Source organism: Nocardia sp. NPDC052001, assembly GCF_040680615.1.
GTDB lineage: Bacteria > Actinomycetota > Actinomycetes > Mycobacteriales > Mycobacteriaceae > Nocardia.
In genome coordinates this window covers 38,761-60,845 of sequence record NZ_JBFAXC010000022.1, presented here as the reverse complement: position 1 = coordinate 60,845, position 22,085 = coordinate 38,761, and the positions used below count along the sequence as shown (strand labels likewise).

Annotated in this window: 22 protein-coding genes; 8 read left to right on the top strand and 14 right to left on the bottom strand. The window is 64.9% G+C overall.

Annotated elements, in window-relative coordinates; genetic code table 11:
* The first annotated feature begins 434 nt into the window (after positions 1 to 434).
* Positions 435 to 635 carry a hypothetical protein gene (locus tag AB0L82_RS42635; protein ID WP_364651002.1) on the top strand — a complete coding sequence of 67 codons (201 nt, stop codon included), beginning with the start codon at positions 435 to 437 and terminating at the stop codon, positions 633 to 635.
* Between the two features lie 501 nt (positions 636 to 1,136).
* Here AB0L82_RS42635 and AB0L82_RS42630 read toward each other — a convergent pair.
* Genes AB0L82_RS42630 through AB0L82_RS42620 form a run of 3 tightly spaced genes read right to left on the bottom strand, consistent with a single transcriptional unit; the run spans position 1,137 to position 3,158 of the window.
* Positions 1,137 to 1,403, bottom strand: a complete 267-nt coding sequence (locus AB0L82_RS42630) for a hypothetical protein (RefSeq protein ID WP_364650999.1) — start codon at positions 1,401 to 1,403, stop codon at positions 1,137 to 1,139.
* Complete coding sequence (locus AB0L82_RS42625; RefSeq protein WP_364650996.1) at positions 1,400 to 2,578, bottom strand: hypothetical protein; 1,179 nt, start codon at positions 2,576 to 2,578, stop codon at positions 1,400 to 1,402. Before AB0L82_RS42625 ends, AB0L82_RS42630 begins: the two co-directional genes overlap by 4 nt.
* A gap of 22 nt (positions 2,579 to 2,600) precedes the next feature.
* Positions 2,601 to 3,158 (bottom strand): helix-turn-helix domain-containing protein, encoded by a 558-nt coding sequence (locus AB0L82_RS42620; RefSeq protein WP_364650993.1) that lies wholly within the window; start codon positions 3,156 to 3,158, stop codon positions 2,601 to 2,603.
* 288 nt (positions 3,159 to 3,446) lie between these two features.
* Between AB0L82_RS42620 and AB0L82_RS42615 the strand changes: the two genes are divergently transcribed.
* Positions 3,447 to 4,649, top strand: a complete 1,203-nt coding sequence (locus AB0L82_RS42615; protein ID WP_364650990.1) for a lipase family protein — start codon at positions 3,447 to 3,449, stop codon at positions 4,647 to 4,649.
* A 27-nt stretch (positions 4,650 to 4,676) separates the two neighbouring features.
* Positions 4,677 to 5,654: an alpha/beta hydrolase-fold protein gene (locus AB0L82_RS42610; protein WP_364650987.1), complete on the top strand. Its 978-nt coding sequence runs from the start codon at positions 4,677 to 4,679 to the stop codon at positions 5,652 to 5,654.
* Between the two features lie 73 nt (positions 5,655 to 5,727).
* Here AB0L82_RS42610 and AB0L82_RS42605 read toward each other — a convergent pair whose 3' ends face one another.
* From AB0L82_RS42605 to AB0L82_RS42595, 3 genes are all read right to left on the bottom strand, one after another.
* Positions 5,728 to 6,399 carry a GPP34 family phosphoprotein gene (locus tag AB0L82_RS42605; RefSeq protein ID WP_364650984.1) on the bottom strand — a complete coding sequence of 224 codons (672 nt, stop codon included), beginning with the start codon at positions 6,397 to 6,399 and terminating at the stop codon, positions 5,728 to 5,730.
* A 184-nt stretch (positions 6,400 to 6,583) separates the two neighbouring features.
* Complete coding sequence (locus tag AB0L82_RS42600) at positions 6,584 to 7,306, bottom strand: hypothetical protein (RefSeq protein WP_364651005.1); 723 nt, start codon at positions 7,304 to 7,306, stop codon at positions 6,584 to 6,586.
* A gap of 136 nt (positions 7,307 to 7,442) precedes the next feature.
* A complete protein-coding gene (locus AB0L82_RS42595; protein ID WP_364650981.1) occupies positions 7,443 to 8,369 on the bottom strand; it encodes a LysR family transcriptional regulator in 927 nt (308 codons plus the stop codon).
* Positions 8,370 to 8,486: 117 nt separating this feature from the next.
* Between AB0L82_RS42595 and AB0L82_RS42590 the strand changes: the two genes are divergently transcribed.
* Positions 8,487 to 9,761 carry an MFS transporter gene (locus AB0L82_RS42590; RefSeq protein ID WP_364650977.1) on the top strand — a complete coding sequence of 425 codons (1,275 nt, stop codon included), beginning with the start codon at positions 8,487 to 8,489 and terminating at the stop codon, positions 9,759 to 9,761.
* Between the two features lie 71 nt (positions 9,762 to 9,832).
* Positions 9,833 to 11,095 carry an SGNH/GDSL hydrolase family protein gene (locus AB0L82_RS42585; RefSeq protein WP_364650974.1) on the top strand — a complete coding sequence of 421 codons (1,263 nt, stop codon included), beginning with the start codon at positions 9,833 to 9,835 and terminating at the stop codon, positions 11,093 to 11,095.
* A 443-nt stretch (positions 11,096 to 11,538) separates the two neighbouring features.
* On the opposite strand, the gene AB0L82_RS42580 is transcribed toward AB0L82_RS42585, so the two are convergent.
* Positions 11,539 to 13,995, bottom strand: a complete 2,457-nt coding sequence (locus AB0L82_RS42580) for a (Fe-S)-binding protein (protein ID WP_364650971.1) — start codon at positions 13,993 to 13,995, stop codon at positions 11,539 to 11,541.
* Between the two features lie 181 nt (positions 13,996 to 14,176).
* Here AB0L82_RS42580 and AB0L82_RS42575 point away from each other — a divergent pair, with 181 nt between their 5' ends.
* Complete coding sequence (locus tag AB0L82_RS42575; RefSeq protein ID WP_364650968.1) at positions 14,177 to 14,887, top strand: isochorismatase family cysteine hydrolase; 711 nt, start codon at positions 14,177 to 14,179, stop codon at positions 14,885 to 14,887.
* Between the two features lie 236 nt (positions 14,888 to 15,123).
* Here the strand turns inward: AB0L82_RS42575 and AB0L82_RS42570 are convergent, their stop codons facing one another.
* Positions 15,124 to 15,945 carry an amidohydrolase family protein gene (locus tag AB0L82_RS42570; RefSeq protein ID WP_364650965.1) on the bottom strand — a complete coding sequence of 274 codons (822 nt, stop codon included), beginning with the start codon at positions 15,943 to 15,945 and terminating at the stop codon, positions 15,124 to 15,126.
* Positions 15,946 to 15,984: 39 nt separating this feature from the next.
* On the opposite strand from AB0L82_RS42570, the gene AB0L82_RS42565 reads away from it, so the two are divergent.
* The gene (locus AB0L82_RS42565) at positions 15,985 to 16,437 is read left to right on the top strand and encodes a MarR family winged helix-turn-helix transcriptional regulator (protein ID WP_364650962.1); all 453 of its coding nucleotides are present in this window, start codon (positions 15,985 to 15,987) and stop codon (positions 16,435 to 16,437) included.
* Positions 16,438 to 16,446: 9 nt separating this feature from the next.
* On the opposite strand, the gene AB0L82_RS42560 is transcribed toward AB0L82_RS42565, so the two are convergent.
* From AB0L82_RS42560 to AB0L82_RS42550, 3 genes are read right to left on the bottom strand one after another with little or no spacing between them, the layout of a single operon-like run.
* Positions 16,447 to 17,217 carry a hypothetical protein gene (locus tag AB0L82_RS42560; RefSeq protein ID WP_364650959.1) on the bottom strand — a complete coding sequence of 257 codons (771 nt, stop codon included), beginning with the start codon at positions 17,215 to 17,217 and terminating at the stop codon, positions 16,447 to 16,449.
* A gap of 31 nt (positions 17,218 to 17,248) precedes the next feature.
* A complete protein-coding gene (locus tag AB0L82_RS42555) occupies positions 17,249 to 18,079 on the bottom strand; it encodes an SAM-dependent methyltransferase (RefSeq protein WP_364650956.1) in 831 nt (276 codons plus the stop codon).
* Positions 18,080 to 18,095: 16 nt separating this feature from the next.
* Positions 18,096 to 18,992 (bottom strand): helix-turn-helix transcriptional regulator, encoded by an 897-nt coding sequence (locus AB0L82_RS42550; RefSeq protein ID WP_364650953.1) that lies wholly within the window; start codon positions 18,990 to 18,992, stop codon positions 18,096 to 18,098.
* Positions 18,993 to 19,139: 147 nt separating this feature from the next.
* Here AB0L82_RS42550 and AB0L82_RS42545 point away from each other — a divergent pair, with 147 nt between their 5' ends.
* Positions 19,140 to 19,355, top strand: coding sequence for a hypothetical protein (locus tag AB0L82_RS42545; RefSeq protein ID WP_364650950.1), 216 nt, complete (start codon positions 19,140 to 19,142; stop codon positions 19,353 to 19,355).
* Positions 19,356 to 19,404: 49 nt separating this feature from the next.
* Here the strand turns inward: AB0L82_RS42545 and AB0L82_RS42540 are convergent, their stop codons facing one another.
* The 3 genes from AB0L82_RS42540 to AB0L82_RS42530 form a co-directional block, all read right to left on the bottom strand.
* Positions 19,405 to 20,361, bottom strand: a complete 957-nt coding sequence (locus AB0L82_RS42540) for an oxygenase MpaB family protein (RefSeq protein WP_364650947.1) — start codon at positions 20,359 to 20,361, stop codon at positions 19,405 to 19,407.
* Positions 20,362 to 20,562: 201 nt separating this feature from the next.
* On the bottom strand, positions 20,563 to 21,081 hold the full coding sequence (locus AB0L82_RS42535; RefSeq protein WP_364650944.1) for a hypothetical protein: 519 nt from the start codon (positions 21,079 to 21,081) through the stop codon (positions 20,563 to 20,565).
* A 20-nt stretch (positions 21,082 to 21,101) separates the two neighbouring features.
* Positions 21,102 to 21,938, bottom strand: a complete 837-nt coding sequence (locus AB0L82_RS42530) for a hypothetical protein (RefSeq protein WP_364650941.1) — start codon at positions 21,936 to 21,938, stop codon at positions 21,102 to 21,104.
* Positions 21,939 to 22,085: the final 147 nt, after the last annotated feature.

Here is a 22,085-nt window from a genome sequence, read left to right as displayed (position 1 = left end):
GCCTCAAGCGGTATCTCGCACGCGAGGTATTTCAAGCCCTCCGAACCGACTTCCGCACGTCGGCATCGGCAGCTTGACATCTATAGGAGCGTCCTGGGTGTGCTGACTCGACGGGGCCACCAGCGCCTGCAATTCCCCGAAGAGCCCCGCCCCACCGCCGCCTGTCGACTCGCTGCGCGAGGAAATCCAGCCCCGACGCTCCGCGATGACGAGGGCCCGATCCAAGACAATCGCGAACACGACGATGCCAACTATCACCCACACGACGGTCATACAAACCCCTTCCGTCCGCGGTTTCGACGGTACGCCTCATCACTCTCGGATACCGGGCGGCCCGCGCGCAGTGGATGGTGGCCTGCCAGCGAGCCATCGGGGAACAGGCATGCAACTAACCAGCAAAGGCAATGTATGACGGTAGGCCACCAGGAGGAACGGTGCAGACAATCAGCTCCACCGCGTCCATGGCGGATGGTTCGCGCAACCCGCTTCGCCGCTGGTGGGCGTCAGCGCCCATACTGGGCGGAGTCTCCATGGTGGTCATACTGGCTGCCTTCGGCCAGCCCGGGCCGGTGTGGGCAGTGGTGTATTTCGTCGTGGGGTTCGTCGGCGGAGCGTACTTTCGCAGGGGTATCTAATCGGATGAATGCAGCGTCGAACCGGACCAGCCGCCCGCTCGGGTCGTCGTAGTACTAACCGCCCTGTGTCAGAGCGAGTTTGACCGTGATCGGCTGTCTCTCGGAAACCACCGTGCCGGGGGCCGGACTCTGATCGACGACGAAATACGTTGGGCTGTCGCCACTGTCGAATAGCACATTGTGTCCATCGGGCGCGCTGGCGGTCGTCACGTGGAAGCACGCACCGTCGCTTTGAATCGCCGAGTCGAGCCGTTGTCCCCGCCAATCGGGCAGGGCGAGCGGCCACGGTTTGGCGCGGCATTGATCGGCGACCGATGCGGCCGACGTCGCCGTGGCGGGTGACCGCGATTCACTGTTTGTCGAACCCCCGCACGCGGTTACGCCGACCATGAGTCCCGCGCACAGCATGCCGACCCCAACGAATCTTGCGGACACCGAGTCTCCCTTATTGATTGAGCATCGAACGCACCGCAATCCTCGCATGCGGGGGCTGCGCTGCCGTCAGAAGGTGAACAATCCCCAGGTGATCGACCATGTGAACCACAGACAACCGGCGAGAAGCGGAGCGACCTGTGAGAATCGTTGCCGTATCGGCAGTTTCGTGCGGACCGCCGCCAGTGCGCTGCCCGCGAATAATGCGGCGGTGAGCACCGCCAGCAGTTGCAGGACGAGCCATGCCAATGGACGCGACGCGATGATCGGGCCGGTTGTTCGAGCGTTGAAGGCGAGGATCGAGATTGCGTAGGCGACCGTAGCGAGTACCGTCATGAATCCGGTGCCCCCAGTGCGCGGGTGCGGCGTCGGGTGGTCGAACCGGCGTGGGTATCGCGATGAGCAAACGTCCGCCACAGCCAGATGGTGAAGACGAGAACCAGGGCAGCGATCAGGGCCAGTTGTGTTCGCGCGGAGGTTGTCCAGCCGTGGCCGGGATCGCTGCTGGTGACAGGTTGGGACGGTGGGGTGGCCGCGGACGACGGCGGTAGGGTGCCGCCCGTTACCTGGTGAATCCAGGTGGTCATGGTGTCGAGGTAGCCGGGTGCGAACGCTCCACGGGGCGCTCCCGGGCCCGGTGCGGTGCCGAGTCGGTCGAATCCGTCGGTGGTCGAGTGGCCGTTGTGTGCGGTATCGGGGAGGAAGTCGATGGTGACCGAGGGTGCGGCGGTGAGTGTGTTCCGCAGTACCGCGGCGCTTTCGGCGGGAGGTACCTGCACGTCGTATTGGCCCCAGAGGGCGAGGACGGGAACACGCAGGGCGGCGAGGGCGGGTAGCGGGTTGAAGTTCGCCTCGGGGAATGCGCCGGTGTCGCCGAGTAGGCGGGCGGCGGGACCGGCAATGGTGTCGCTCAGTGATCCGCCCGCGCCGCGATGGCGCAATGTCATTGCCAGACTCCAGGTTTGCGTACGCAGGGGGCTCAGGCCGGATGCACCGAGGGTGAGCAGGAAGGCGATATCGCCGGAGCGTGATGCCGCGAGTGGGGCGACCCAGCCGCCTTCGCTGAATCCCCAGACCCCGACCTGATCGGCTCGGACACCCGTTGTGCCGCGCAGGGTTTGGACTGCGGCCAGGGTGTCGTCGGCCAATAACGAGAAGTCTCGACGGGCGAATGAGTAGCCGTCCGTGCGTTTGTCGTAAACGAGTGCGGTGAGTCCCGCCGCGGCGAAAGCGCGCGCCTCGTACTGGACTTGGGTGCGGGGTACCGGACCCGAGCCGCCCACCAAGACGATCCCGGGCATCTGCGCGTGTGGCTCGGCCGGGCCGATCACGGTGCCGTGCAGGGTCAGGTCGTTGCCGCCCGTGAATGTCACGTCGGTGCAGGTGAAGCCGTCGCAGTCGAATGGCGTTGTGGCGGTAGCCGGTCCGGCCGGGGCTATGGACAAGACCGCCATGAGTAGCGCGAGCACAGATGCGACGGCGAATAGGCGGCTGACAGGGAGGTGGTTCATGGCTAGCCCCTTGGAGCGGTCTTCAGATCTCCGGAAAGCCGAACATGCGCAGCAGCACGGCTTTTCGGTCGGGATCGGAGTCGTCGGCCAGGCCGTAGCGCTGGACGAGTTGGATGTATTCCTCGAAGAACTCGCGCAGCCGTGCGGGATCGACGCGAATCGTGGCGCGCGAGAACAGGAATGCGTCGGCCCACTCGCCCAGCTCGGGCGCCGCGCGCTCGTACGCTTCGTAGAGTTCGACCAGCTCGGCCAGGTTGTGCCGAGTCATTTCCGCAGTGGCCGTGCGCATTTCGTCGGTCTGTTCACTGTAGACGGGGAAGCGGCGGTCACCTGGCACCGCGCGCCACCAACGTTCCTTGCCGCTGGCGAGTTCGGGAACCTCCTCGACGAAGCCGTGTTTGGCCAGCTGGCGCAGGTGATAGCTGGTGAGGCCGGTGCTCTCGCCCAATGCCTGGGCCAATGAGGTGGCATTCACCGGGCCTTTGCGCAGCTGTTCTTCGATCCGGCGGCGCAGCGGATGGGCGAGCAGACGCAGAACGGCGATATCGGTGATGGCCCGAACGGGTGGTCGATCTGCCATGGCTCCGACCGTAGTTCACGCAAAGGTAGTTTGCAAAGCCTCTTTGCAAACGTCTCGATGGCCGCCTGGCAACCGACTCGTGCGAGCCGCGCGGCAAGACCCACCCGCCTTGACCGAGAATGGCTAGCGAGTAGCAAACGTGCTTGAACCTCAGGGGAATAGGGATAACCGCCTTAGAACTTCACCTTCGGACCAGCCAGTGTGGTGCAGATCACATATTTGAGCCAACCCTTGGCTACCATCTGGACGAAGTCTTACTCGGGGGATGGACCAACCGAAGGGACACCGATGCTCACCTCGGCTCTACCCAGGGTGCTGATCCGGGCGCTGGTCGCCATGGCGGCAGCGACGACAGCGCTTGCCATCGCCACCCCGGCCGCACACGCGGGCGCGCTCTACCCGATAGCCGAGCCCGACGGGTTCTACTACGGTCCCGCCAATCTCGGTGACTTCGCACCCGGAGACATTCTGGGTTCCCGGCCGGTGGCCGTGCATCCGTGGCCCGGGGCCACGGTGTGGCAGCTGTCTTTTCGCTCCACCAATTCCCAGGGCGCACCCATCCCGGCTGTTACGACCCTGATCATTCCGGCCGGTGGCGGTGCGAATCGTCCACTGCTGTCGTATCAGCCGTTCGTCAATTCCCTGGGCTTGCAATGCGCTCCCTCGCACGCGCTGTTCGACGGCGGCCTCAAGGAGGCGGGCGCGCTCAATATGCTGCTGGCGCGCGGGTGGGCGCTGGCGGTGCCCGATCACCTTGGGCCGACCAGTGCCTACGGTGCGGCTCGCCTCGGCGGGCAGATCACCCTCGACGGCATTCGGGCGGTGAAGCGCTTCGCACTCGCCGGGCTCGCGGGGTCCCCGGTCGGCATGGCGGGTTACTCCGGTGGTGCGATGTCCACCGGTTTCGCCGCCGCGCTGGCACCCGAGTACGCGCCCGAGTTGCCGATTGTCGGTGCCGCACAGGGTGGTTTGCCGGTGAACCCCGGCAAGATGGCCATCGCCGTGGGCGATACCCCGCATCCGTTGTTCGGACTCGGGTTCGCGGTGGCGATGGGCGTCGAACGCGAGTACCCGTCCGCGCTGCCACTGGATCGGGCGCTGACCCCGGCCGGATTCGCACTGCGTGATCGCATCGCCAACGCCTGCACCGACGACATCATCTCCGCGGGCGCGGGTCACTCGATCGGCGAAATGTTCAACCGCGGCATGGAAAACGATCCGACCATGATCGCGGCCATGCATGACAATGCGCTCGAGGTCGCCCCGGAGGTGCCGCGCGCACCGATCTATCAGTGGCACGGCGGCAGCGATCAGGTGCCGCTCGATCAAGCGCTGGCCACGGCCGGACGCTATTGCGCCGCGGGCACTCCCGTGCAGTTCGACATCATCGGCGGCGATCACGCCACCGCGATGCTGCCGGGCGCGATGCGGGCGATGAACTATCTGTCGGACCGTTTCGCGGGCATTCCGGCACCTTCCAACTGTCACTGACACCCTCGTATTCAGAAGGGACACATAATGACTCGCCGCCTGCTGCGTGGTCTCACGACGATATGCCTGCTGCTGGCGGCGCTGCTGCCCGCTGCGGCGCACGCCGATCCGGGCAACGGTCCGGCGCTCTTGGGCGTACGGCCGCTCGGCGGCAATCAGTTCGAGGCCAGCGTGTATTCGGCGGCGATGGATCGGGCTGTCCCGGTGTGGATTTCCCACCCGGGGCATTCCGCGCCCGCCCTGTACCTGCTCAACGCGATCGACGGCGGCGAAGCGGGCGGGCCTTGGACCCAGCGCACCGACGCAGCGGCGTTCTTCGCCGATAAACCGGTGACGGTGATCCAGCCGATCGGCGGTCGCGCCTCGCTCTACACCGACTGGGCCGCCGATGATCCGGTGCTCGGACGCAATAAATGGTCGAGCTTCCTGCTCGATGAACTGCCCGCCGTGCTGTCCGATCGATTCGCGCTGAACGGCGCCAATGCCATTGTGGGAACCTCGATGTCGGCAGGATCGGCCTTGGCTTTGGCCGCCGCCGCACCGGGGCGGTTCGCGGCGGTCGGCTCGTACAGCGGTTGTCCGCGCACCGACGATCCGGCGTCGCGGGCGATGGTACGGGCGCAACTTCGGCTGTTCGGCGCGAACCCGGACAATATGTGGTCCCCTGGTGATCCCGCCTGGGCGGCCAACGACGCGGTACTCAATGCCGAGCGGTTACGCGGTGTGGCGCTGTACATTTCGGCGGGCAATGGGATGCCCGGCATCCACGACACCCTCGCCGATCCCTCGATCGGCGGTGATGTCCCGCGTCTGACCGACCGGATGGCGATCGGCGGAACCATGGAAACCGTGGTGCACGACTGCACCCGGTCCCTGACCGATCGCCTTGCGGCGCTGGGCATCCCGGCCACCACCGTCTTCCGCAACGGCACGTACGCCTGGCCGTACTGGCAGGACGATCTGCACGACTCGTGGCCGGTGTTCGCCGCCGCCCTGGGTGTGTGAGAGCGAGTCGGTCTCAGCGGGCGCTCGGTGCCGGAAACCAGTTCCGCACCGAGCGGGCCGCATGATCATCCGATCAGACTGCGCCGGTGAACAGGCCCGCCTGAGTGGTGTGAACGGCGCGTTCGATCACCTGCACCACCGTCGCGCACACGCCCTCACGCTGCTGCGCGCGGGCATGCCGCTCCACCACATCCGGTGCCCAACCAGCACATTGGGCGCCGGTCGCGCGCACCGACGACAGCAGCGCGACCAGTGCCGCGATCCGCGAATCCGCGGGATGGCAGTCGAGCAGTACCCGTTGCAACTGCGAGCGAAGCTGTCGTTTTCCCACCACGTCGACGGTGGGCCAGCTATCGACTCCGAACACACCCAGTACGCGCGTGCGCTCACATCGCACGCGGCTCCGCGCGATCAATCGGATCAGCAAATCGTCTCGCAAGCCACGCCCGAGCCCGTCGAGCAATTGGGCCGGAGTCCGCGGCTTACCCGCGATCGCGGCCCGCGCCGCGAGCAGGATGCCATCGGAGTCCGCCACCGGCGTATCGAGGTTCGCGACCGCGCGCGGCGCCCGGCGATTCTCGACGATTCGCACCGCGGGCACCGGCCGATCCGGTGCGACACTGGTCAGTTCGAGCAACACCGCTCCGGCCAGCAATCTGTCCATGACCGGACGGGCGAGCATCGGCTCCCCGGTGCGGTCATCATGCAATAGCCACAGCAGGTCCTCGGCGATCAACGGTGTCATGCCGGCAACCCTGCCGCAGCCTCGCTGTGGACACGCTGAGAGACACGGCCTGCCTGCCCGGAGTGTTATCGAATGGCATAGCGACGTCTCGGCATCCCCCGCGAAGACCGACGACCCACGCATTTCTCACCGACCGAGAGCGCGTAGTGCGGCACAGACCACGTCGTCCCGGCTATTCCGACATTCAGATCTCATTGCGCCGTAGTCGTTCTCGGCGAGCGGCCACTGCGATTCCGGCCACCATCGGAATCGTCACCGCAAGCGATATCCAGCCCGTCCCCAATCCCAGCCCGTCCGAATGCGATGACGCCAGCCAGTCGGTAATGGACGCACCCAGCGGGCGGGTCACCACGTAGGCCGACCAGAACGCCGCGACCGCGCCCATCCCGAACCAGCGATGAGCGACCGCGGGCACGGCGATCGCGACGCCGAACAACACCGCCGAGGCCAGGTAACCCAGGTGCAGGGTCGCAGCGGTCAGATCCCCGGCCACGGTGCCCAGGGCGAAGGTCGTCATGACCGTCGCCCAATAGAACGCCTCCCGGCGCCGCGTCGTGATGCTGTGCACGGAAAGTGTTCTCTCACTCCGGTACCAGGCCGCCAGAATGCTCGCGACCCCTATCGAGAACGCGATCGTGGACGCGGGCAGCGGAATACCCGCCACGAAATCGACGATATCGGCGACCATGGTGCCCACGATGCTCACCATCACCACCGCGGTCCAATAGATCCACACCTGATACCTCGACGCGCGGAATTGCAGCCACAGACTCACGCTCAACAGGAGCACTCCGCCACCGACCGCCACCTCCGGCGGAAAGGTGTTCACCAGGAAATCGGAGAACGTCTCCCCCATTCCGGTGGACAGGATCTTGATCAGCCAGAACAGCACGCTGATCTCGGGCACTTTGCTCAACAACTGACGCGCGGGCGAAACAGGCGCCGTCACAGGGTTTGTCACGCGCACAGACTCGCAGCAGCCCGTTGAGAATCCGCTGTGAACACCGAGTTGCGGGCCATCGCGGTCTGTGCGTTCCAAAGGATTACGCCCACCGAGGAGTCCAACCCTCGGGGACGGGTGCGGACTCTCGCCGGGAGTGCAGATAGTCGCGCAGAGTCAGCAGGGCCGGGTGGGGGTTGTCCGTGCGCCAGATGATCGACAGAGGGTAGATCAGGGCGGGTTTGCGGATGGGAATGCGGCGCAGGTCGTAGCTGTCGGGCCAGAGGAACCGGGTGCCGTCGCCGATCAAAGTGGCAAGGTTGGTCGATTCGGAGATCTCCTCCAGGAGAGCCTCTTTCGCGAAGACCGGGCCGAGCCGGTCGATGGTGAAACCGAAGGTGGTGGTGAGTTCGGTGAAGTAGTCGGCTACTTCGCCGTGGGTGGGGAGTCCGGGCATCCAGATTCGATTGCCGGGTAATTGGTGCGGGGTGAGGGTCCGGGCGTTGGCCAGTGGGTGGCGGGGGCCGACGAGGAGTTGGTGGGGTTCGTCGATTATTCGAGTGGTGCGGATCGATTCGGGCAGGCGGTGGTGCGTGGGGACGGCGTGGAAGGTCGCGTCGATCGTGCCGGTGTCGACGGCGGTGAGCGCGGCGTCCAAGTCGGCGTCGAGGGTGATGATGTCCAGATCTACGGCGGGGTGTGCGCGGTGGAAGTCATGCAGGAGGGTCGAGGTGATGATGCGGCGGGCGACGATATCGACACGCAGGGCTCGGCGGCCGGGACGTACAGAGGCGTCGGCGCGGTCCGCTACCCGCAACAGTTCGCGGGCGTGCGGGAGGAAGGCTTGGCCGTCGATGGTCAGTTGCGCGCCTCGGGGAGTACGGGCGAACAGTCGCACGCCCAGGTATTTCTCTAGTGCCGCAATGCGTTTGGAGACACCCTGCTGGGTGATCGACAGGGCGTCGGCGGCTTCGGAGAATTGGCCCGTCTCCGCGGCGGTGACGAAGGTGCGCACGGCGTTGAGATCCACGCCGCCAACCTAGTCGAACAACCGACGGTTGTGGCTCGCCGATCGAGTTGTTGTTTGATCGGCGCTCTTCGGTCTTGCTTTGATCTCAGCGATCAACAGGGAGTTGTTCGGTGAGAGGTGGATATCTTGGCTGCCAGACGATCTTTAGGCCGCCGGTTTCGATGGCTGTGGACGTCCTATGCGGTCAGCGCGTATGGCTCGGGGTTGGGGTTCGGGGCGTTGCCGCTCATCGCGGTGTTGGTATTGGATGCCAGTCCGATCGAGGTGTCGATGCTGGCGGCGATGGGGCCCGCGGTTGGGGCGCTGATCGCGCTGCCGCTCGGGCCTTGGGTGGAGTTTCGGCGTAAGCGGCCGGTGATGGTCGCGATGGATGTGATCCGGTTCGCGGCCATGGTGTCGATTCCGATCGCGTACGCGGTGGGGTGGCTCGGATTCGTTCAGCTGCTTGTTGTTTCGGCCGTAGTGGCCGCCGCCAAGATCGCGTTCAACGCGGCGAGCGGGGCCTATCTCAAATCCATTGTCCGGCAGGAGAATCTGCTCGTTGCCAACGCGCGGTTCGAATCGACGAACTGGAGTTCCATTGCCGTCGGCCCGCCACTGGGTGGCGCGGCGATCGGGGTGTTCGGGCCGGTGGTCACGGTGGTGGCTGATGCGCTGAGTTATCTGTTTTCCGCGTTGGCGCTCAGCGCGATTCGCGATCGGGACGAAGAGCCGCCACATGTCGGCGCACCCGGGATGCGGGGTGGGCAACTGTTCGACGGTTGGCGGCACCTGTTCACGCACCCCGGCCTGCGTGCGCTGTACCTCAATCAGCTGATCGTCAGCGGATTGATCATGGCTACCGAACCGCTGTTGGCTGTGCTGCTATTGCGCGAGCTCGGATTCGCGCCCTGGCAGTACGGGCTCGCTTTCGCCGCGCCCTGTCTGGGTGGGCTGATCGGCTCGCGGCTGGCGAGTCGCATGGTGGCGCGATATGGGCGAGACCGGATCCTGCGGGTGGTCGGCACCCTGCGCGCGGTGTGGCTGATCGGCCTGGTCTTCATTCAGCCCGGTCCCGTCGGTCTGGTGACCGTGATCGGCGTTGAGCTCGCGATCATTATCAGCATGAGTCTGTACAACCCGGTGCTGGCCACGTATCGACTCGAACACACCCCTGAAGAGCTTGTCGCACGAACGCTTTCGGCTTGGTCCATCGGAACGGGCGCAGCCATTGCCCTGCTGAGCACACTCGGTGGAGCGATCGCGGCTCTCACCAGTGCCAGGACGGCGATTGCGGTTGCGGGGCTGCTGATCCTTGCCAGCCCGCTACTGCTCCCCCGGCGCGAAGGCTCCCGGCCCGGGCAATCCACGGGTTCGGAACTGATCACCCAAACGGGAATGAAGTCCCGTTAGTGTCGGTTACCCCTTCCGTCTCCACTTAACGGAACTTCAGGACCGTTAAGGAATCCCGGAAGGACAGATCGATGAAGAACACCTGGTGGACACGTTTGGCGGCCGGAGCTGCTGCCGTGGTTGTCGCGGGCGGAATCGGGCTGACAGCCATTCGCGCCGATGGTGCACCCGCCCTCGCGTGGGATGCCGCTTGGTCGGCGGCTCCGCAGTTGCCGAGCATCGGGTTCGAACCGAACTGGGCCGAGCAGGGTTTCGACAATCAGACCGTGCGGCAGGTCGTGCGGATCACCGACGGTGGATCGGCCGCTCGGATCACCCTGTCCAACCAATACGGCGATCACGCGCTGCGTATCGGACGCGCGACCGTCGCCCGTACCGCGCAGGGAGCCGCTGTCGATCCGAATTCACTGCGGGACTTGACCTTCCACGGCAATAGGACCATTAACATCTCAGCCGGTGGCACTTTGACCAGCGATGCCGCCGATCTGCCGCTCGCACCGTTCGATTCGGTCACGGTGACCCTGTATCTGTCGGGCCCGACCGGACCGGCCACTTTCCATTCACAGGCGTATGCCAGCAGCTATCGCGCCGACGGTGATCATGTCGCCGATGCGGCGGCGGACCCCTTCACCGCGGTCACCCACTCCTGGTACTACCTCACCGATGTCCAGGTCAGCGGTGCACCCGACGCCGAAACTCGCTCCACTGTCGTAACTTTCGGTGATTCGATCACTGACGGATTCGGGTCGGTCAACGACACCAACACCCGATACCCGGATCACCTCGCGCAGCGCCTCGCCGCGGCGGGCATTCCTCGCACCGTGCTCAACGAGGGGATCGGCGGCAATCTGATCCTGCACGATTCAGCCTGGTTCGGGGAGAGCGGTGTCGCGCGGCTCGAGCGCGATGTGCTGTCCAAGCCGGATGTGAAGAGCGTGATCGTGCTGGGCGGACTCAACGACCTCGGCTTCTCCGAGGTGGATCTGCCCACCTACAAGCCTAATCCGCAAGTGTCCGTGCAGCAGTTGATCGATGGGCACCGCAGGCTGATCGCCGCCGCACATGACGCCGGTGTGCGGATCATCGGCGCGACCCTGCTGCCGATGAAGGGAGCGGAGTACTACACGGCGACTTCTGCGGCGAAGATTCGCGAGTTCAACGAGTGGATGCGCACCAGCGGTGAGTACGACGCCGTGGCCGACTTCAACGCCGCGGTCGCCGACCCGTTCGACAGCGAAAAGCTCAATCCCGCTTTCGATTCCGGTGACCACAAACATCCCAACGGCGCGGGATACCAGGCGATGGCCGCAGCGGTCGACCTCAACGCGCTCTGAGCACCTCGATCATCCTCATCGCCAGTCCCGTGGACCCACGGGACTGGCGATGACAGTGCGCTGGGCGATTTCGGAGACAGATCGAAATGTTGACGGCCTCGCAAAACTCCGGTACCAATACGCCGACCGAAGCGACCAGCATGGGGAATGAACGTGTCCAGTCCGACCCGACGATCACTGACGATCGCCCACACGATCGGCATCTGTGTGGGCTTGGCTCTCCTGCTGGCCGGGATCATTCATCTGGCGCTGGTACCGGTTCAATGTTCGGGGCACACCATGGGATCGACCGAGGTATGCACCCGAACCGAGAAGGGGCATGCCGTGACGCGCGATTTCGAACAGCAACGGTCTCTTCGCCATTCGACCGATGGGTTCCTCATCGTCGCCGGTTCGGCTGTCGCGGGAGGCTCGGTCCTGCTATTGCGGCGATCTCGGCGACGCTAGCCTCGCTTTCCTGGTGCCTTGATCGAGCCTTTCATCGCCAGACCCGCGACCGGGGCCGACTTGGCGGTAGGGATTGTCGCGGCGCCAGGGGCCTTCGCTCCGGGTTTCTTGGCGAGGCCCTTCATTGCCAGACCCTTCGCCGGGGGCGCGAGGGGACCTGCGGCAGGTCTGTCAACGGCGTTGAGATCCACCGTGGGACTCTGGATTTGGGCGGGCGAGTCGGCGGTGACCATGGTGGGATCGGTGCGCGGAATCTCCGAGGCCCGGTCCACCCGCAGGTTCTGCGACAGGGTGGCGGGATCGATACGGGTGATGGCGTCGAGCATGAGCTGGGCGACATCGACCACCTCGACTTTCTGCGTGGTGTCGAGCCCGTCCTGGCGGGCGGTCACGCCGTCCGAGAGCATGACGCGGCAGAACGGGCAGCCGGTCGCAATCTTGCCCGGGGTCGGCGTGGCGGAGAGGGTGGCGAGGGCTTCGTCGGCGCGGTCGATATTGATGCGTTTGCCGAGTTGTTCTTCCATCCACATGCGCGCGCCGCCGGCGCCGCAGCACATGGAACGTTCACCGTGGCGGGGCATTTCGATCAGGGCCGAACCCGAGGCGGCGAGTAATTCGCGGGGAGCGTTGTAGATCTTGTTGTGCCGGCCCAGGTAGCAGGGGTCGTGGTAGGTGAGGTTCTGCGCGACCGGGGACACCGGGATCAGGTTCTTCGAGCGCACCAGGCGGTTCAGCAGCTGCGTGTGGTGCACCACCTCGTAGGTGCCGCCGACCTGCGGGTACTCATTGTTCAACGCGTTGAAGCAGTGCGCACAGGTGACCACGATCTTCTTCTTGGACGCCTCGACACCCTCGAACACCGAATCCAGCACCGCGATGTTCTGCATGGCCAACTGCTGGAACAGGAACTCGTTACCCGCACGCCGCGCCGAGTCACCGGTACAGGTCTCCTCCTGACCCAGCACCATGAACTTCACACCCGCGGTGGCCAGCAACTCGGCCACGGCCTTGGTGGTCTTCTTCGCACGATCCTCGTACGCACCGGCACAACCGACCCAGAACAGGTACTCGTACCCGTCGAAGCTATCGGCGTCCTTACCGAAAACCGGGACCTCGAAATCGATTTCGCTGATCCAGTTCAGGCGATCCTTGGCGTTCTGACCCCACGGATTGCCCTTGTTCTCCAGGTTCTTGAACAGACCCGCGAGCTCGGACGGGAACTCCGACTCGATCAGCACCTGGTAACGGCGCATATCGATGATGTGATCGACATGCTCGATATCGACCGGGCACTGCTCCACACACGCACCACAGGTCGTGCAGGACCACAGCACCTCGGGATCGATCACACCACCGGAGTCGCCGCCCTGATACTCCCCCACGAGTGGTCGTTCGGCTTCCGCGCGTTCGGATTCCGAGAGCTTGGCCGGATCACCGCCGAGCAGGTACGGCGCTTTCGCATAGGTGTGATCGCGCAGTGAGGTGATGAGCAACTTGGGTGACAACGGTTTTCCGGTGTTCCAGGCCGGGCACTGGCTCTGGCACCGACCACATTCGGTGCAGGTGGTGAAGTCCAGCAACGCTTTCCAGCTGAAGTCCTCGACCTTGCCCGCACCGAACGCGTCCACGTCCGGATCGGCGGTCTCCATATCGAGCACCTTGCCGCCGGACATCATCGGCTTGGCCGCACCCAGTGCGACGCCGCCGTCGGGTTCACGCTTGAAGTAGATATTCACGAACGCCGACAGTCGATGCCAGGCAACGCCCCAGGTCAGATAGCGTCCGACAAGGTACAGAAACGCCGCTCCCGCAAGCATTTTGACGAAGGCGAAACTCGAGATGAGCACCGGGCTGGCGGGCAGAAGTTTCGCGACCTGCATCGTCAGCGGATCAGTCGCGATATGCCCACCGCCATAGGTGGCAATCCGCCCCGCCTTGACAAGCACATCTCCGAAACCGTGTGTGACCACGATGGTTTCGATGATGTACGCGGCCCGGAAGTTCGACCCGCCGAACCGCGACAATCGATCGGCGCGACGCGGATGATTCAACTGCCGGATAGTGATCAACGCCCCGATGCCGAGCAAGGTGCCGATACTCAAAATTTCCTCGAGCAGGTGATACCCGAACGTATGGCCCACGATCGGCCAGTCGAACTCGGGATCGAAAGTCTGCCCGTACGACTCGAAATAGAACACCATCCCGAGCAGGAACCCGACCATCACCAGCCAATGCGCCCACCCAACGGTGCGGAACTTGTTCATCCGCGTATGTGCCGCCACCTCAATGAAAACGGTCTTCAACCGCGGCACCACCGGCCGCCACCGCGACCGATCCGCCTGCCCGGCACGCAGTACCCGAACCATCCGCGCCAACCCGACGCCAAGCACGCCCCAGCAGTGCAGCGTGATGAGCGCTCCGATGATCCCCAACGTGATGGTCGCGGTACTCACACCGACCCCCCGGTCTCGAGAAAGCCCCTGAACAGCAACAACACTCAAGTTACTGCCAGGTAACTTAGATCCAATTTCAGCCATCATGACACCGGCAGGCCATTTCGGCAAGATCACCCGCGCTCCGAACACCCTGTGACAGAGGCCGTATCGCCACCACGCGGTGGGATACTCAGCGACTGTGGACAACACCACCCCCGAGGCACGGATACACAACTGGCACATCGCATCACGCGAGTACGAGCGCCAGGAATCCCACCGCGGCCGCCGCTTCGCCTACCCCGACATCGAACCTCGCACCACCGCCCTGGTCGTCATCGACATGGTCCCGTTCCACGTCGCCGACAATCCCTACTGCCGAGGGATAGTGCCCAATATCAACAGCTTGGCCGCATCACTGCGCGCGGCGGGCGGAACCGTGGCCTGGGTAATACCCGGCACCACCGCCCAAACCCCCGCAATGATCGACTTCTTCGGCCCCCGAATGGCCGAGACCTACAGCAAGACAGGCGGTTCCGGCCCTGCCCACACCCGCATCTGGCCGGACCTACACACCGAACCTCGGGACCTTTTCGCCGAAAAGTCCGCTTTCAGCGCCTTCTTCCCAGGCCGCAGCCCCCTGCCCCACCTACTCGACCAGCGCCACATCGACACGGTCCTCATCACCGGCACCGTCACCAACGTCTGCTGCGAATCCTCCGCCCGCGACGCCTCCACCCTCGGCTTCCGAGTAATCATGATCGCCGACGCAAACGCCGCCCGCCGCGACGCCGAACACAACGCCACCCTCCACACGATCTACAGATCCTTCGGCGACGTCCGCCCCACCGCAGACGTCCTCACCATGATCAGCGCGGCGAATCCGCCACACCCTCAACAACACTCACGATGACGTCGCCAGCCTCGAAATCCGACTTCCGCAGCCCGGGAACCACGAGCCCGAGCTGGACAGCGCCCTCCGGTCCCACCCTGTTCGAGCCATCGATAGCGACGCAGGTCGCCGTCGGCCCCAACCTTCCGTCCGCGCGCACCACCATGACCCGACCACCAACGGTTAGAACACCGCACTCGACGTATCTGACAACTGCGGTCCCGCGCCCCGTCAGTGTGTACGCGGCCGATCCCGTGTCAGAGGTTGAAGATTCGTGCGGCGTTGCCGCCGAGGAACAGGTCTTTCGCCTCGGGGTCGAGGCCGAGTTTGTCGATGTGTTGCAGGCAGCGGTCCGCGGACAGCATCGGCCAGTTGGTGCCGAACAGGACGCGGGTGCGGCCGGGGCCGCGCATGTAGTCGATCAAGGTGGCGGGGAGGCGGTGCACGGCGTAGGCCGAGGTGTCGACGTGGAAGTTGGGGTATTTGGTGGCCAGGGAGATGACCTCGTCGATCCATGGGTAGCCGACGTGGCCGCCTACGACCACGAGGTCGGGGAATTCGAGCAGGACATTGTCGAGGTACGGGATGGGGCGGCCGGGTTCGGAGGGGCACAGTGGGCCGGTGTGGCCGATCTGGGTGCAGAAGGGGATGCCGAGTTCTACGCAGGTGACGTAGAGCGGGTAGTAGCGGCGGTCGTCCGGGGGCAGGTTCCACAGCCAGGGCACCACTCGGAGTGCGACCAGGCCGAGATCGCCTACCGCGCGGCGCAATTCGCGGACCGCATCGACCGGGTAGCGCAGGTCCACCGCGGCCACACCGGCGAAGCGGTCCGGATGCGCGCGCACGGCGGCGGCGACTTCGTCATTGTCGATCAGCATGCCCTGCGGGCTCGACCACGCGCACAGTAGTGCGCGTTCGACGCCGGCGGCGTCCATTGCCGCCAGCGTCGCGTCGGTCATGGATGCGGCGGCGAGGGCACCGCCGTCCTGACGGGTCCAGCGCAGCAGGGTGGCGAGCCAGGGCTGGCTCAGGAATAACTCGTTCGGTTGCTGTGACCAGGCGTCGATGATTCGTGTCATACCGGACAAACATACTTCACTAGTGTAGTGTCGTCAATCATGGACTCCCCCAGACAGTTTCACTCGGGCAATCGGCGCGTGTATTTCAACCTGCAAAGGGTCGCGCAGCGGTTGAAGGTGGCCGCCGATGAACAGTTCCGGGTGGCCGGGGGGATCACCACATCGCAGGCGGCGGCACTGGCGATCGTGGTGCGCAATCCCGGCTGCGCGCAGCGGCTGCTCGCCGATGAGTTGGGTCAGCGCGAATCGGCGATCACCACGATGGCGGCCCGGCTCGAGACCGCCGGATTGGTGGAACGCCGCCCCAGCGCCGCGGATTCACGCGCGTGGGAGCTGTGGCCCACGACGGCGGGACGTGAGGCGATGACCGGTTTACACCAGGCACTCGCGGTGATCAACGAATTGCTCGAAGAGGCCGTCGGCCCGGATAACGTCGACGACTTCGCCGATGCCCTGGATCGATTAAGTCAGGCACTGGATTCGCGTGCCTGACAGTCGATTTCAGTTCGGATCGTAGTAGGACGGATCGATGAGATCGCGGGTCCGCGCGATAGCCCGATCGCGGAATAGGCGCACCACTGGCCACGGGCGAAACGCGAGAGTCATTGTCTCAACGCGAAGTTCGGGATCGACGCGAATCAGGCTGGCGGCCTCGACCGGGATGCCAGAGATCTCACATGTCCACAGGCTCAACAGATTCGGCTTCGCCATCATTCGCAGGCCGGTGTCGCGCTCGCCGTAGACGGCCGCCGCGTGCGAGACGATGGTCCGCACATCATCGATCCCCGCGACCGGGCGCAGCGAGACCGGGCTGTGCAAGACGATATCCGCCGTCGCGTCGAATGGCAGGTGAGGATCGACCCGCTCACTCGAATCCAGCGGTAGGACAGTCCGGTCGGTGTCCGCGGGCAGATCCCACGACTGCGCGGGCAATAGATCACCACTGAGCATCCGCACCCGATCGCCCCACGCCGTCGTACCCGGATACGAGCTGAGCAATACCTGGAGCTCGACACCCGCACGCGTGCGCTGCCCGACGGTCATGCCGTGAATCTCTTCGCCCTCGAATCCGGCTGTCCAGCAACGAGCTTTGAGACGTTCGGTGTCGAGCGCCAACGTTTGGTCCAGTGCGGACAGCGGGGCCGAAAGTATGTCGCCGAGCTTGGCCACGAGCGCCGGGTCGGCGATCGCACCCGAGGCGAAGGGATGCTTCAACACCACTTCGCCACCGGGTCGAATATTCCACTCCCGCAACAGATCTTCGATGAACATTCCGGAGAACCTGGTCGGTGTCATCGTCTCGCTAGGGCTTGCGGCCGATACCCGCCCAGTACCAAGCACTTTCGGCCTCGCCGACGGCCACCGGCCGGTCGGTGAGATCGGGCCGCCACGACGCGACCGGGACCAGGCCCGGATCCACGAGCGTGGTGCCCGCGAACAGATCGCTGGTGTCGGACTTGCTGCGCGGATGGAACTCGATACCCGAGGCCACCGCCGCACCCACCACGCCGGCCATCGCCTCGGGCGCGAAATCCGCTGTGGGGTGGGTGATTACGAGATAGCTGCCGGACGGCACCGCGGCCAGTAGCTCGGCGACGATATCCTGCGGACGGTCCTTGTCCCCGAAGTACATCATGATGGCAACGAGCATGATCGCAACCGGCTCGGACAGATCCAGCGTGCCGGTCAGATCCGGATGCTCCAGGATCGAGCGCGGATCATGCAGATCGGCGTGGATGAAACGGGTGCGCCCCTGCGGGGTGCTGTCCATCAGCGCGCGAGCGTGCGCCAGCACGATCGGATCCTTGTCGACGTAGACCACCCGCGCGTTCGAATCGAGCTGCTGGGCGACCTCGTGGGTGTTTCCGGCCGTGGGGATTCCGGTGCCGATATCGAGGAACTGGGTGATCCCGGCGTCGGAGACCAGATGCCGGACCGCGCGGGACAGGAAGGCGCGATTGGCGCGCGCCATGGTCTTGATGGTCGGGACGTGCTCGGCGATGGCGTCACCGAGCGCGCGGTCCGCCGGGTAGTTCTCCTTGCCGCCCAGCCAATAGTCGTAGACGCGGGCCTCGTGGGCGATGGTGGTGTCGATCTCGGTGGGTAGCTGGGTGTCGAAAGCGTCGTCGGGCATGGGAGCTGTATTCCGATCAGTGTCGCGGGCGGGTGGTGCGGAAAGTGTCGAGCAGGTGGGCGGTGCGATCGGGCGGCAGCGCGCAGACGCACAGTCGGGCCCAGGTCGCGTTGAATCGGTCCACATCGCCGGGCCGGTCCAGGAACTGCGGGCCGGACGGATGCGGGAAGTGCGCGAGATCGCTCAGTTCGGGTGCGGCGAACCGCAGCATGGTGAACGCGGTGCCGCTGATCGCGGGGCCGCCGATGTGATCGGGCAGCACCTGCACGGTGATGTTCGGGCGGGCAACCAGTTCGGCCAGATGGTCCACCTGGCCCTGCCAGATGGCAGCTCCGCCGAGGGGGCGGCGCAGCGCGGCCTCCTCGATGACGAACCACGCCTTGGGCGCGTCCGCGCGGGTGAGCAGGCGCTGGCGGCGAGTCAGCAGCTCGATGCGGTTCTGGATGGCGGCGGCGGGCTGTTGATCGGCGATGGCGAAAATGGTGTGTGCGTAGGACGGCGTCCACACCAGATCCGGCAGCAGACTCGGTGCGTAGCAGCGGATCAGCGCCGCGGAATCCTCGAGCGCGAGATAGGTGTCCGGTCGCGCGGTGGCCAGATCCGCACCGGCCTGCCAGCGGCCGGTGGCATTGGCGCGCTCTGCCAGTCGCCGGAATTCCGAACGTGTGGCGGCATCACGCACACCGTAGGCGGTCAGCAGATCGTCGATGTCCTTGGCACGGAAGATCACCCGTCCGGCTTCGAGTCGGCTGATCTTGGAATGCGAGGCGCGGATCGCCCGCCCGGCGGTCTCGCCGCTGATCCCGGCCGTTTCCCGGAGCTTTCGCAGGCGAACTCCGAGCACCCTGCGCAGCAGTGCGGGGTCCTCCCCCGGGTCGTCATCGGCGCAGGTTTGCCTCGAGTCCTCGATCACTGCCACTCCTGTCGGCGTCGGTGTCGCGAACACGAGTGTGCCACAACCTATTCCATCACGAGTTCGAAAGCCTGTGCACGTGCCGATGCACGTGCAGCGAGGTATGATGCGTGCGGGATCTGCCGGGATTCCCTTTTGGGGGCTCACATGGAAACGAGTTACACCACCGCCGGACTCGGCTCCGGCGCATATCACAGGCTCGACATCGCCGATGTCGTTCGCTCCTATGGAATCGATTCGGTCCAGCATCGAATCGAGCAACTGCATGTCAACGGAATGCATTACGCGGCAACGGCGATCGAACGCGAACTCGCGGCCGCGCAGCTGACCGAACCGGCCGAGATCTATCCGCGCTCGGCATGATCACCCGCCCTGGCGCACTCGATCGAGTGCGCCAGGCGCGCGGGTGCGTCTAGATCAGCGCGGCCTGTTTACGCATGCGGCGCTGCACATCTCGCATCATCGACTTGGTGCCCGCGAATCGCAGGAACTTGGGCACGAACCGATTCACGAACCCGACGAAGACGAACAAGTGCTCGAAGCGCCGCTGATCGGTCGCGGTCCACTCCACCCCCATCGCCTCGCGAAAGTGCGGCGCGAGATAGCCGGCGGTGAGGAATCGCAGCAGACCCCCGAAGATCAGCCGCAGATACCAGTGGATCATCCGCAGGTGCAGCAGATCGTCGATGTACGCGCGCACTTCGGGATCGACCGCGATGCTCTGGCACGCCTCATTCCAGAACACGTCGAAATCGGCGCGGGTCTTGGGCCACATATCCTCGGTGACCTGCAATGTCGTGCCCAGCGTCGAGGATGTCGAATAGAACGCCCCGGCCTGCTCCGGACTCATCTTGCCGTGCAGCAGTTGATACGAATCCTCGAATCCGACATAGATGCTCGCCGCGACCCAGCGCTGCAGATTCCGATCGAAGGCGTTGTACTTGACCTTCGCACCGGGCTCGGACTTGACCTGCCGATGCGCGACATTGACCGCCTCGCGGAATATCGCCTTCTCCTCGGGCGAGCCCAGAATCGCGACCGCCAGGTAGGAAGCGGTGGTACGCAACCGCTTCCACGGATGCGCCATCAGCGACCCGGATTCGACCTTGCTCTCCAGCACCCCGCGCCCGACTCCCGGATGCGCCAACTGCATGGCGACATTGGCCGCCGCGCCGGAGAACTGCCAGAAGTCCAGCGCGTCCTGCAATTGCGGCGGCCGCTTGGTCTCTGAGCGATGAATCGACGGAATCGGAATCCGCGTCTGCGCATTGGTCAACGGCTTACCGCCCGCGGCGACGGGGACCTCCGGAACAACCGCTAAACGGCCCTTCGGAACATCCTCGTACTGCGGTTCCGGGTAAGCGGTCATGATGGTTCCCTTGGTCGTACGGGCAAATCGGTACAGCCGTGGAGCAGCGGCACCCGCTCCGGGCGGAATGGAGATTAACTTAATCTTCATTCCGATGAGCGTCAATGACCAGGAACGCGTTTCGACGACCTTGGACTCAATTCCGCCTGGCGTTTCGATAGAGATTGCTCAGTAACATGCTCATGCCGTTAGCCAGAGAGTTCAGGTCGGTCGAATTCCGCTCCAGCCCAGTGGAAGTGCGACGCGCAGGGTGCGGATCTCCTCGACCAGGTCGGCATAGCCCTCTTGGATCTGGGCGAAGCGCAGCGCCGCGTCGTGTTGTTGCTGGGCGCTGGAGCTGTGGCGCAGGGTCCATTGCATTTGGGCGTAGGTGGCGGCGACGTGGCTGATGACTTCGCCGAGCGAATGGGTGTGGCGGCGGCCGGTACTGGGGCGTGGGAGGTGGAACGCGGACCAGTCGTCTATGAGGCCGATGAGGATATTGATCCGGCCTCGGGTGACGGTGGCGTCGAAACCGGTGGGGCGACGGGTGGGTGACACCGATGCGGTCAGCAGGGTGGCATGCAGGTCGGCCAGTTCGCGGGACCACCCAATGAGGGGCGAACCCCCTTGCAGGGTTCCGGCCACGGCGAGCAGGAGGTGGCGTGATTCGAGCAAACCCTCGGTGGGGCGGGCACGTTCGCTATCGGATCTGGTGTCTTGGGAAGGAGCTGCGCGCATAATCGGTCTGGTTCTCGGTCTCATGTCATGACGTCCGGGGCGGAGGTTTCCAGGGGCAGGGTGCAGCGGGTGAAGGTGCGGCCGCCGTCGATGAATCGATGGGTGGACTCGCACAGGGTGGTCAGGCGGGTGGCGACCTCGTCGTCGCGTGGATGAGGTTCTTCGAGTTCGATGACCAGTCGGCCGCTGGGCGTGCCGAGCAGGCGGATCACCGCGGATTCGGCTTCGGGCGTGGCCGGGCGGATGGCATCGTTGATCAGGGCCGCGTAGATCATGTCGACCGATTGGATGGCCGCGATCCGGCCGAGGCGGAAAAGCTCGGTGGCCGCGTCGAGTTGGGCCACGGCGGGGATGGCGCCGATCCGGGATTCGACGAGAACGTGCACCTGGGCATCGGTCCGCGCGAGCGGCTCGGTCGGGTGGGGAGCGTCGAGATAGTGGATAGCGGTGCCCGCGCGGGCGAACTGCGCCAGCAGCGCCCGGCCGGACGGGCCAAGCGACATCAGGTGATCCCGGCTGGGCACGATCAGGTGCGTCTGCACCGAATCGTCGAGAGCATCGAGGATGTGCCATAGCGTGTCGGCGCGGGGCCAGGGATTGAATAGTCGTGCGAGATCGACGTTCCACGATTGCGCGACGTGTTCGAGCTGACGCAGCAGGGGTGCCGCGGGGTTGCCGCGATCGATCTCGCTGAGCATCTCGCGTAGTAGTACTTCCGCGGCGATGGGCTCGAAAATCACTGTGCCGTCACTGAACCCGGCGTCGGCGGCATACTCGCGGATCGCGTGCGCCACCGCACCAGGGGCATCCGCCAGCAACTCGAGGCGGGCGTATCCGAACCACATATATCGAGTCAAGCGGGAAATTGATTCTGCGGCAATGACATTCGGTAGGTCAGTTGCTAACTCGGACCTGTCGCGCGCAGGACATCGACCTCACAACCATGACATTTCGAAATGTCATGTACGCGGGACTATGTCATCCCGGACCTACTGAAGGATGTC

Coding starts and splice junctions, on each gene's coding strand:
- AB0L82_RS42555 (WP_364650956.1), bottom strand. CDS start 18,079: ATGCCCGACGACGCTTTCGACACCCAGCTACCCACCGAGATCGACACC.
- AB0L82_RS42630 (WP_364650999.1), bottom strand. CDS start 1,403: ATGACGGTACTCGCTACGGTCGCCTACGCAATCTCGATCCTCGCCTTC.
- AB0L82_RS42545 (WP_364650950.1), top strand. CDS start 19,140: ATGGAAACGAGTTACACCACCGCCGGACTCGGCTCCGGCGCATATCAC.
- AB0L82_RS42610 (WP_364650987.1), top strand. CDS start 4,677: ATGACTCGCCGCCTGCTGCGTGGTCTCACGACGATATGCCTGCTGCTG.
- AB0L82_RS42605 (WP_364650984.1), bottom strand. CDS start 6,399: ATGACACCGTTGATCGCCGAGGACCTGCTGTGGCTATTGCATGATGAC.
- AB0L82_RS42565 (WP_364650962.1), top strand. CDS start 15,985: ATGGACTCCCCCAGACAGTTTCACTCGGGCAATCGGCGCGTGTATTTC.
- AB0L82_RS42540 (WP_364650947.1), bottom strand. CDS start 20,361: ATGACCGCTTACCCGGAACCGCAGTACGAGGATGTTCCGAAGGGCCGT.
- AB0L82_RS42535 (WP_364650944.1), bottom strand. CDS start 21,081: ATGCGCGCAGCTCCTTCCCAAGACACCAGATCCGATAGCGAACGTGCC.
- AB0L82_RS42585 (WP_364650974.1), top strand. CDS start 9,833: ATGAAGAACACCTGGTGGACACGTTTGGCGGCCGGAGCTGCTGCCGTG.
- AB0L82_RS42560 (WP_364650959.1), bottom strand. CDS start 17,217: ATGTTCATCGAAGATCTGTTGCGGGAGTGGAATATTCGACCCGGTGGC.
- AB0L82_RS42570 (WP_364650965.1), bottom strand. CDS start 15,945: ATGACACGAATCATCGACGCCTGGTCACAGCAACCGAACGAGTTATTC.
- AB0L82_RS42625 (WP_364650996.1), bottom strand. CDS start 2,578: ATGAACCACCTCCCTGTCAGCCGCCTATTCGCCGTCGCATCTGTGCTC.
- AB0L82_RS42615 (WP_364650990.1), top strand. CDS start 3,447: ATGCTCACCTCGGCTCTACCCAGGGTGCTGATCCGGGCGCTGGTCGCC.
- AB0L82_RS42620 (WP_364650993.1), bottom strand. CDS start 3,158: ATGGCAGATCGACCACCCGTTCGGGCCATCACCGATATCGCCGTTCTG.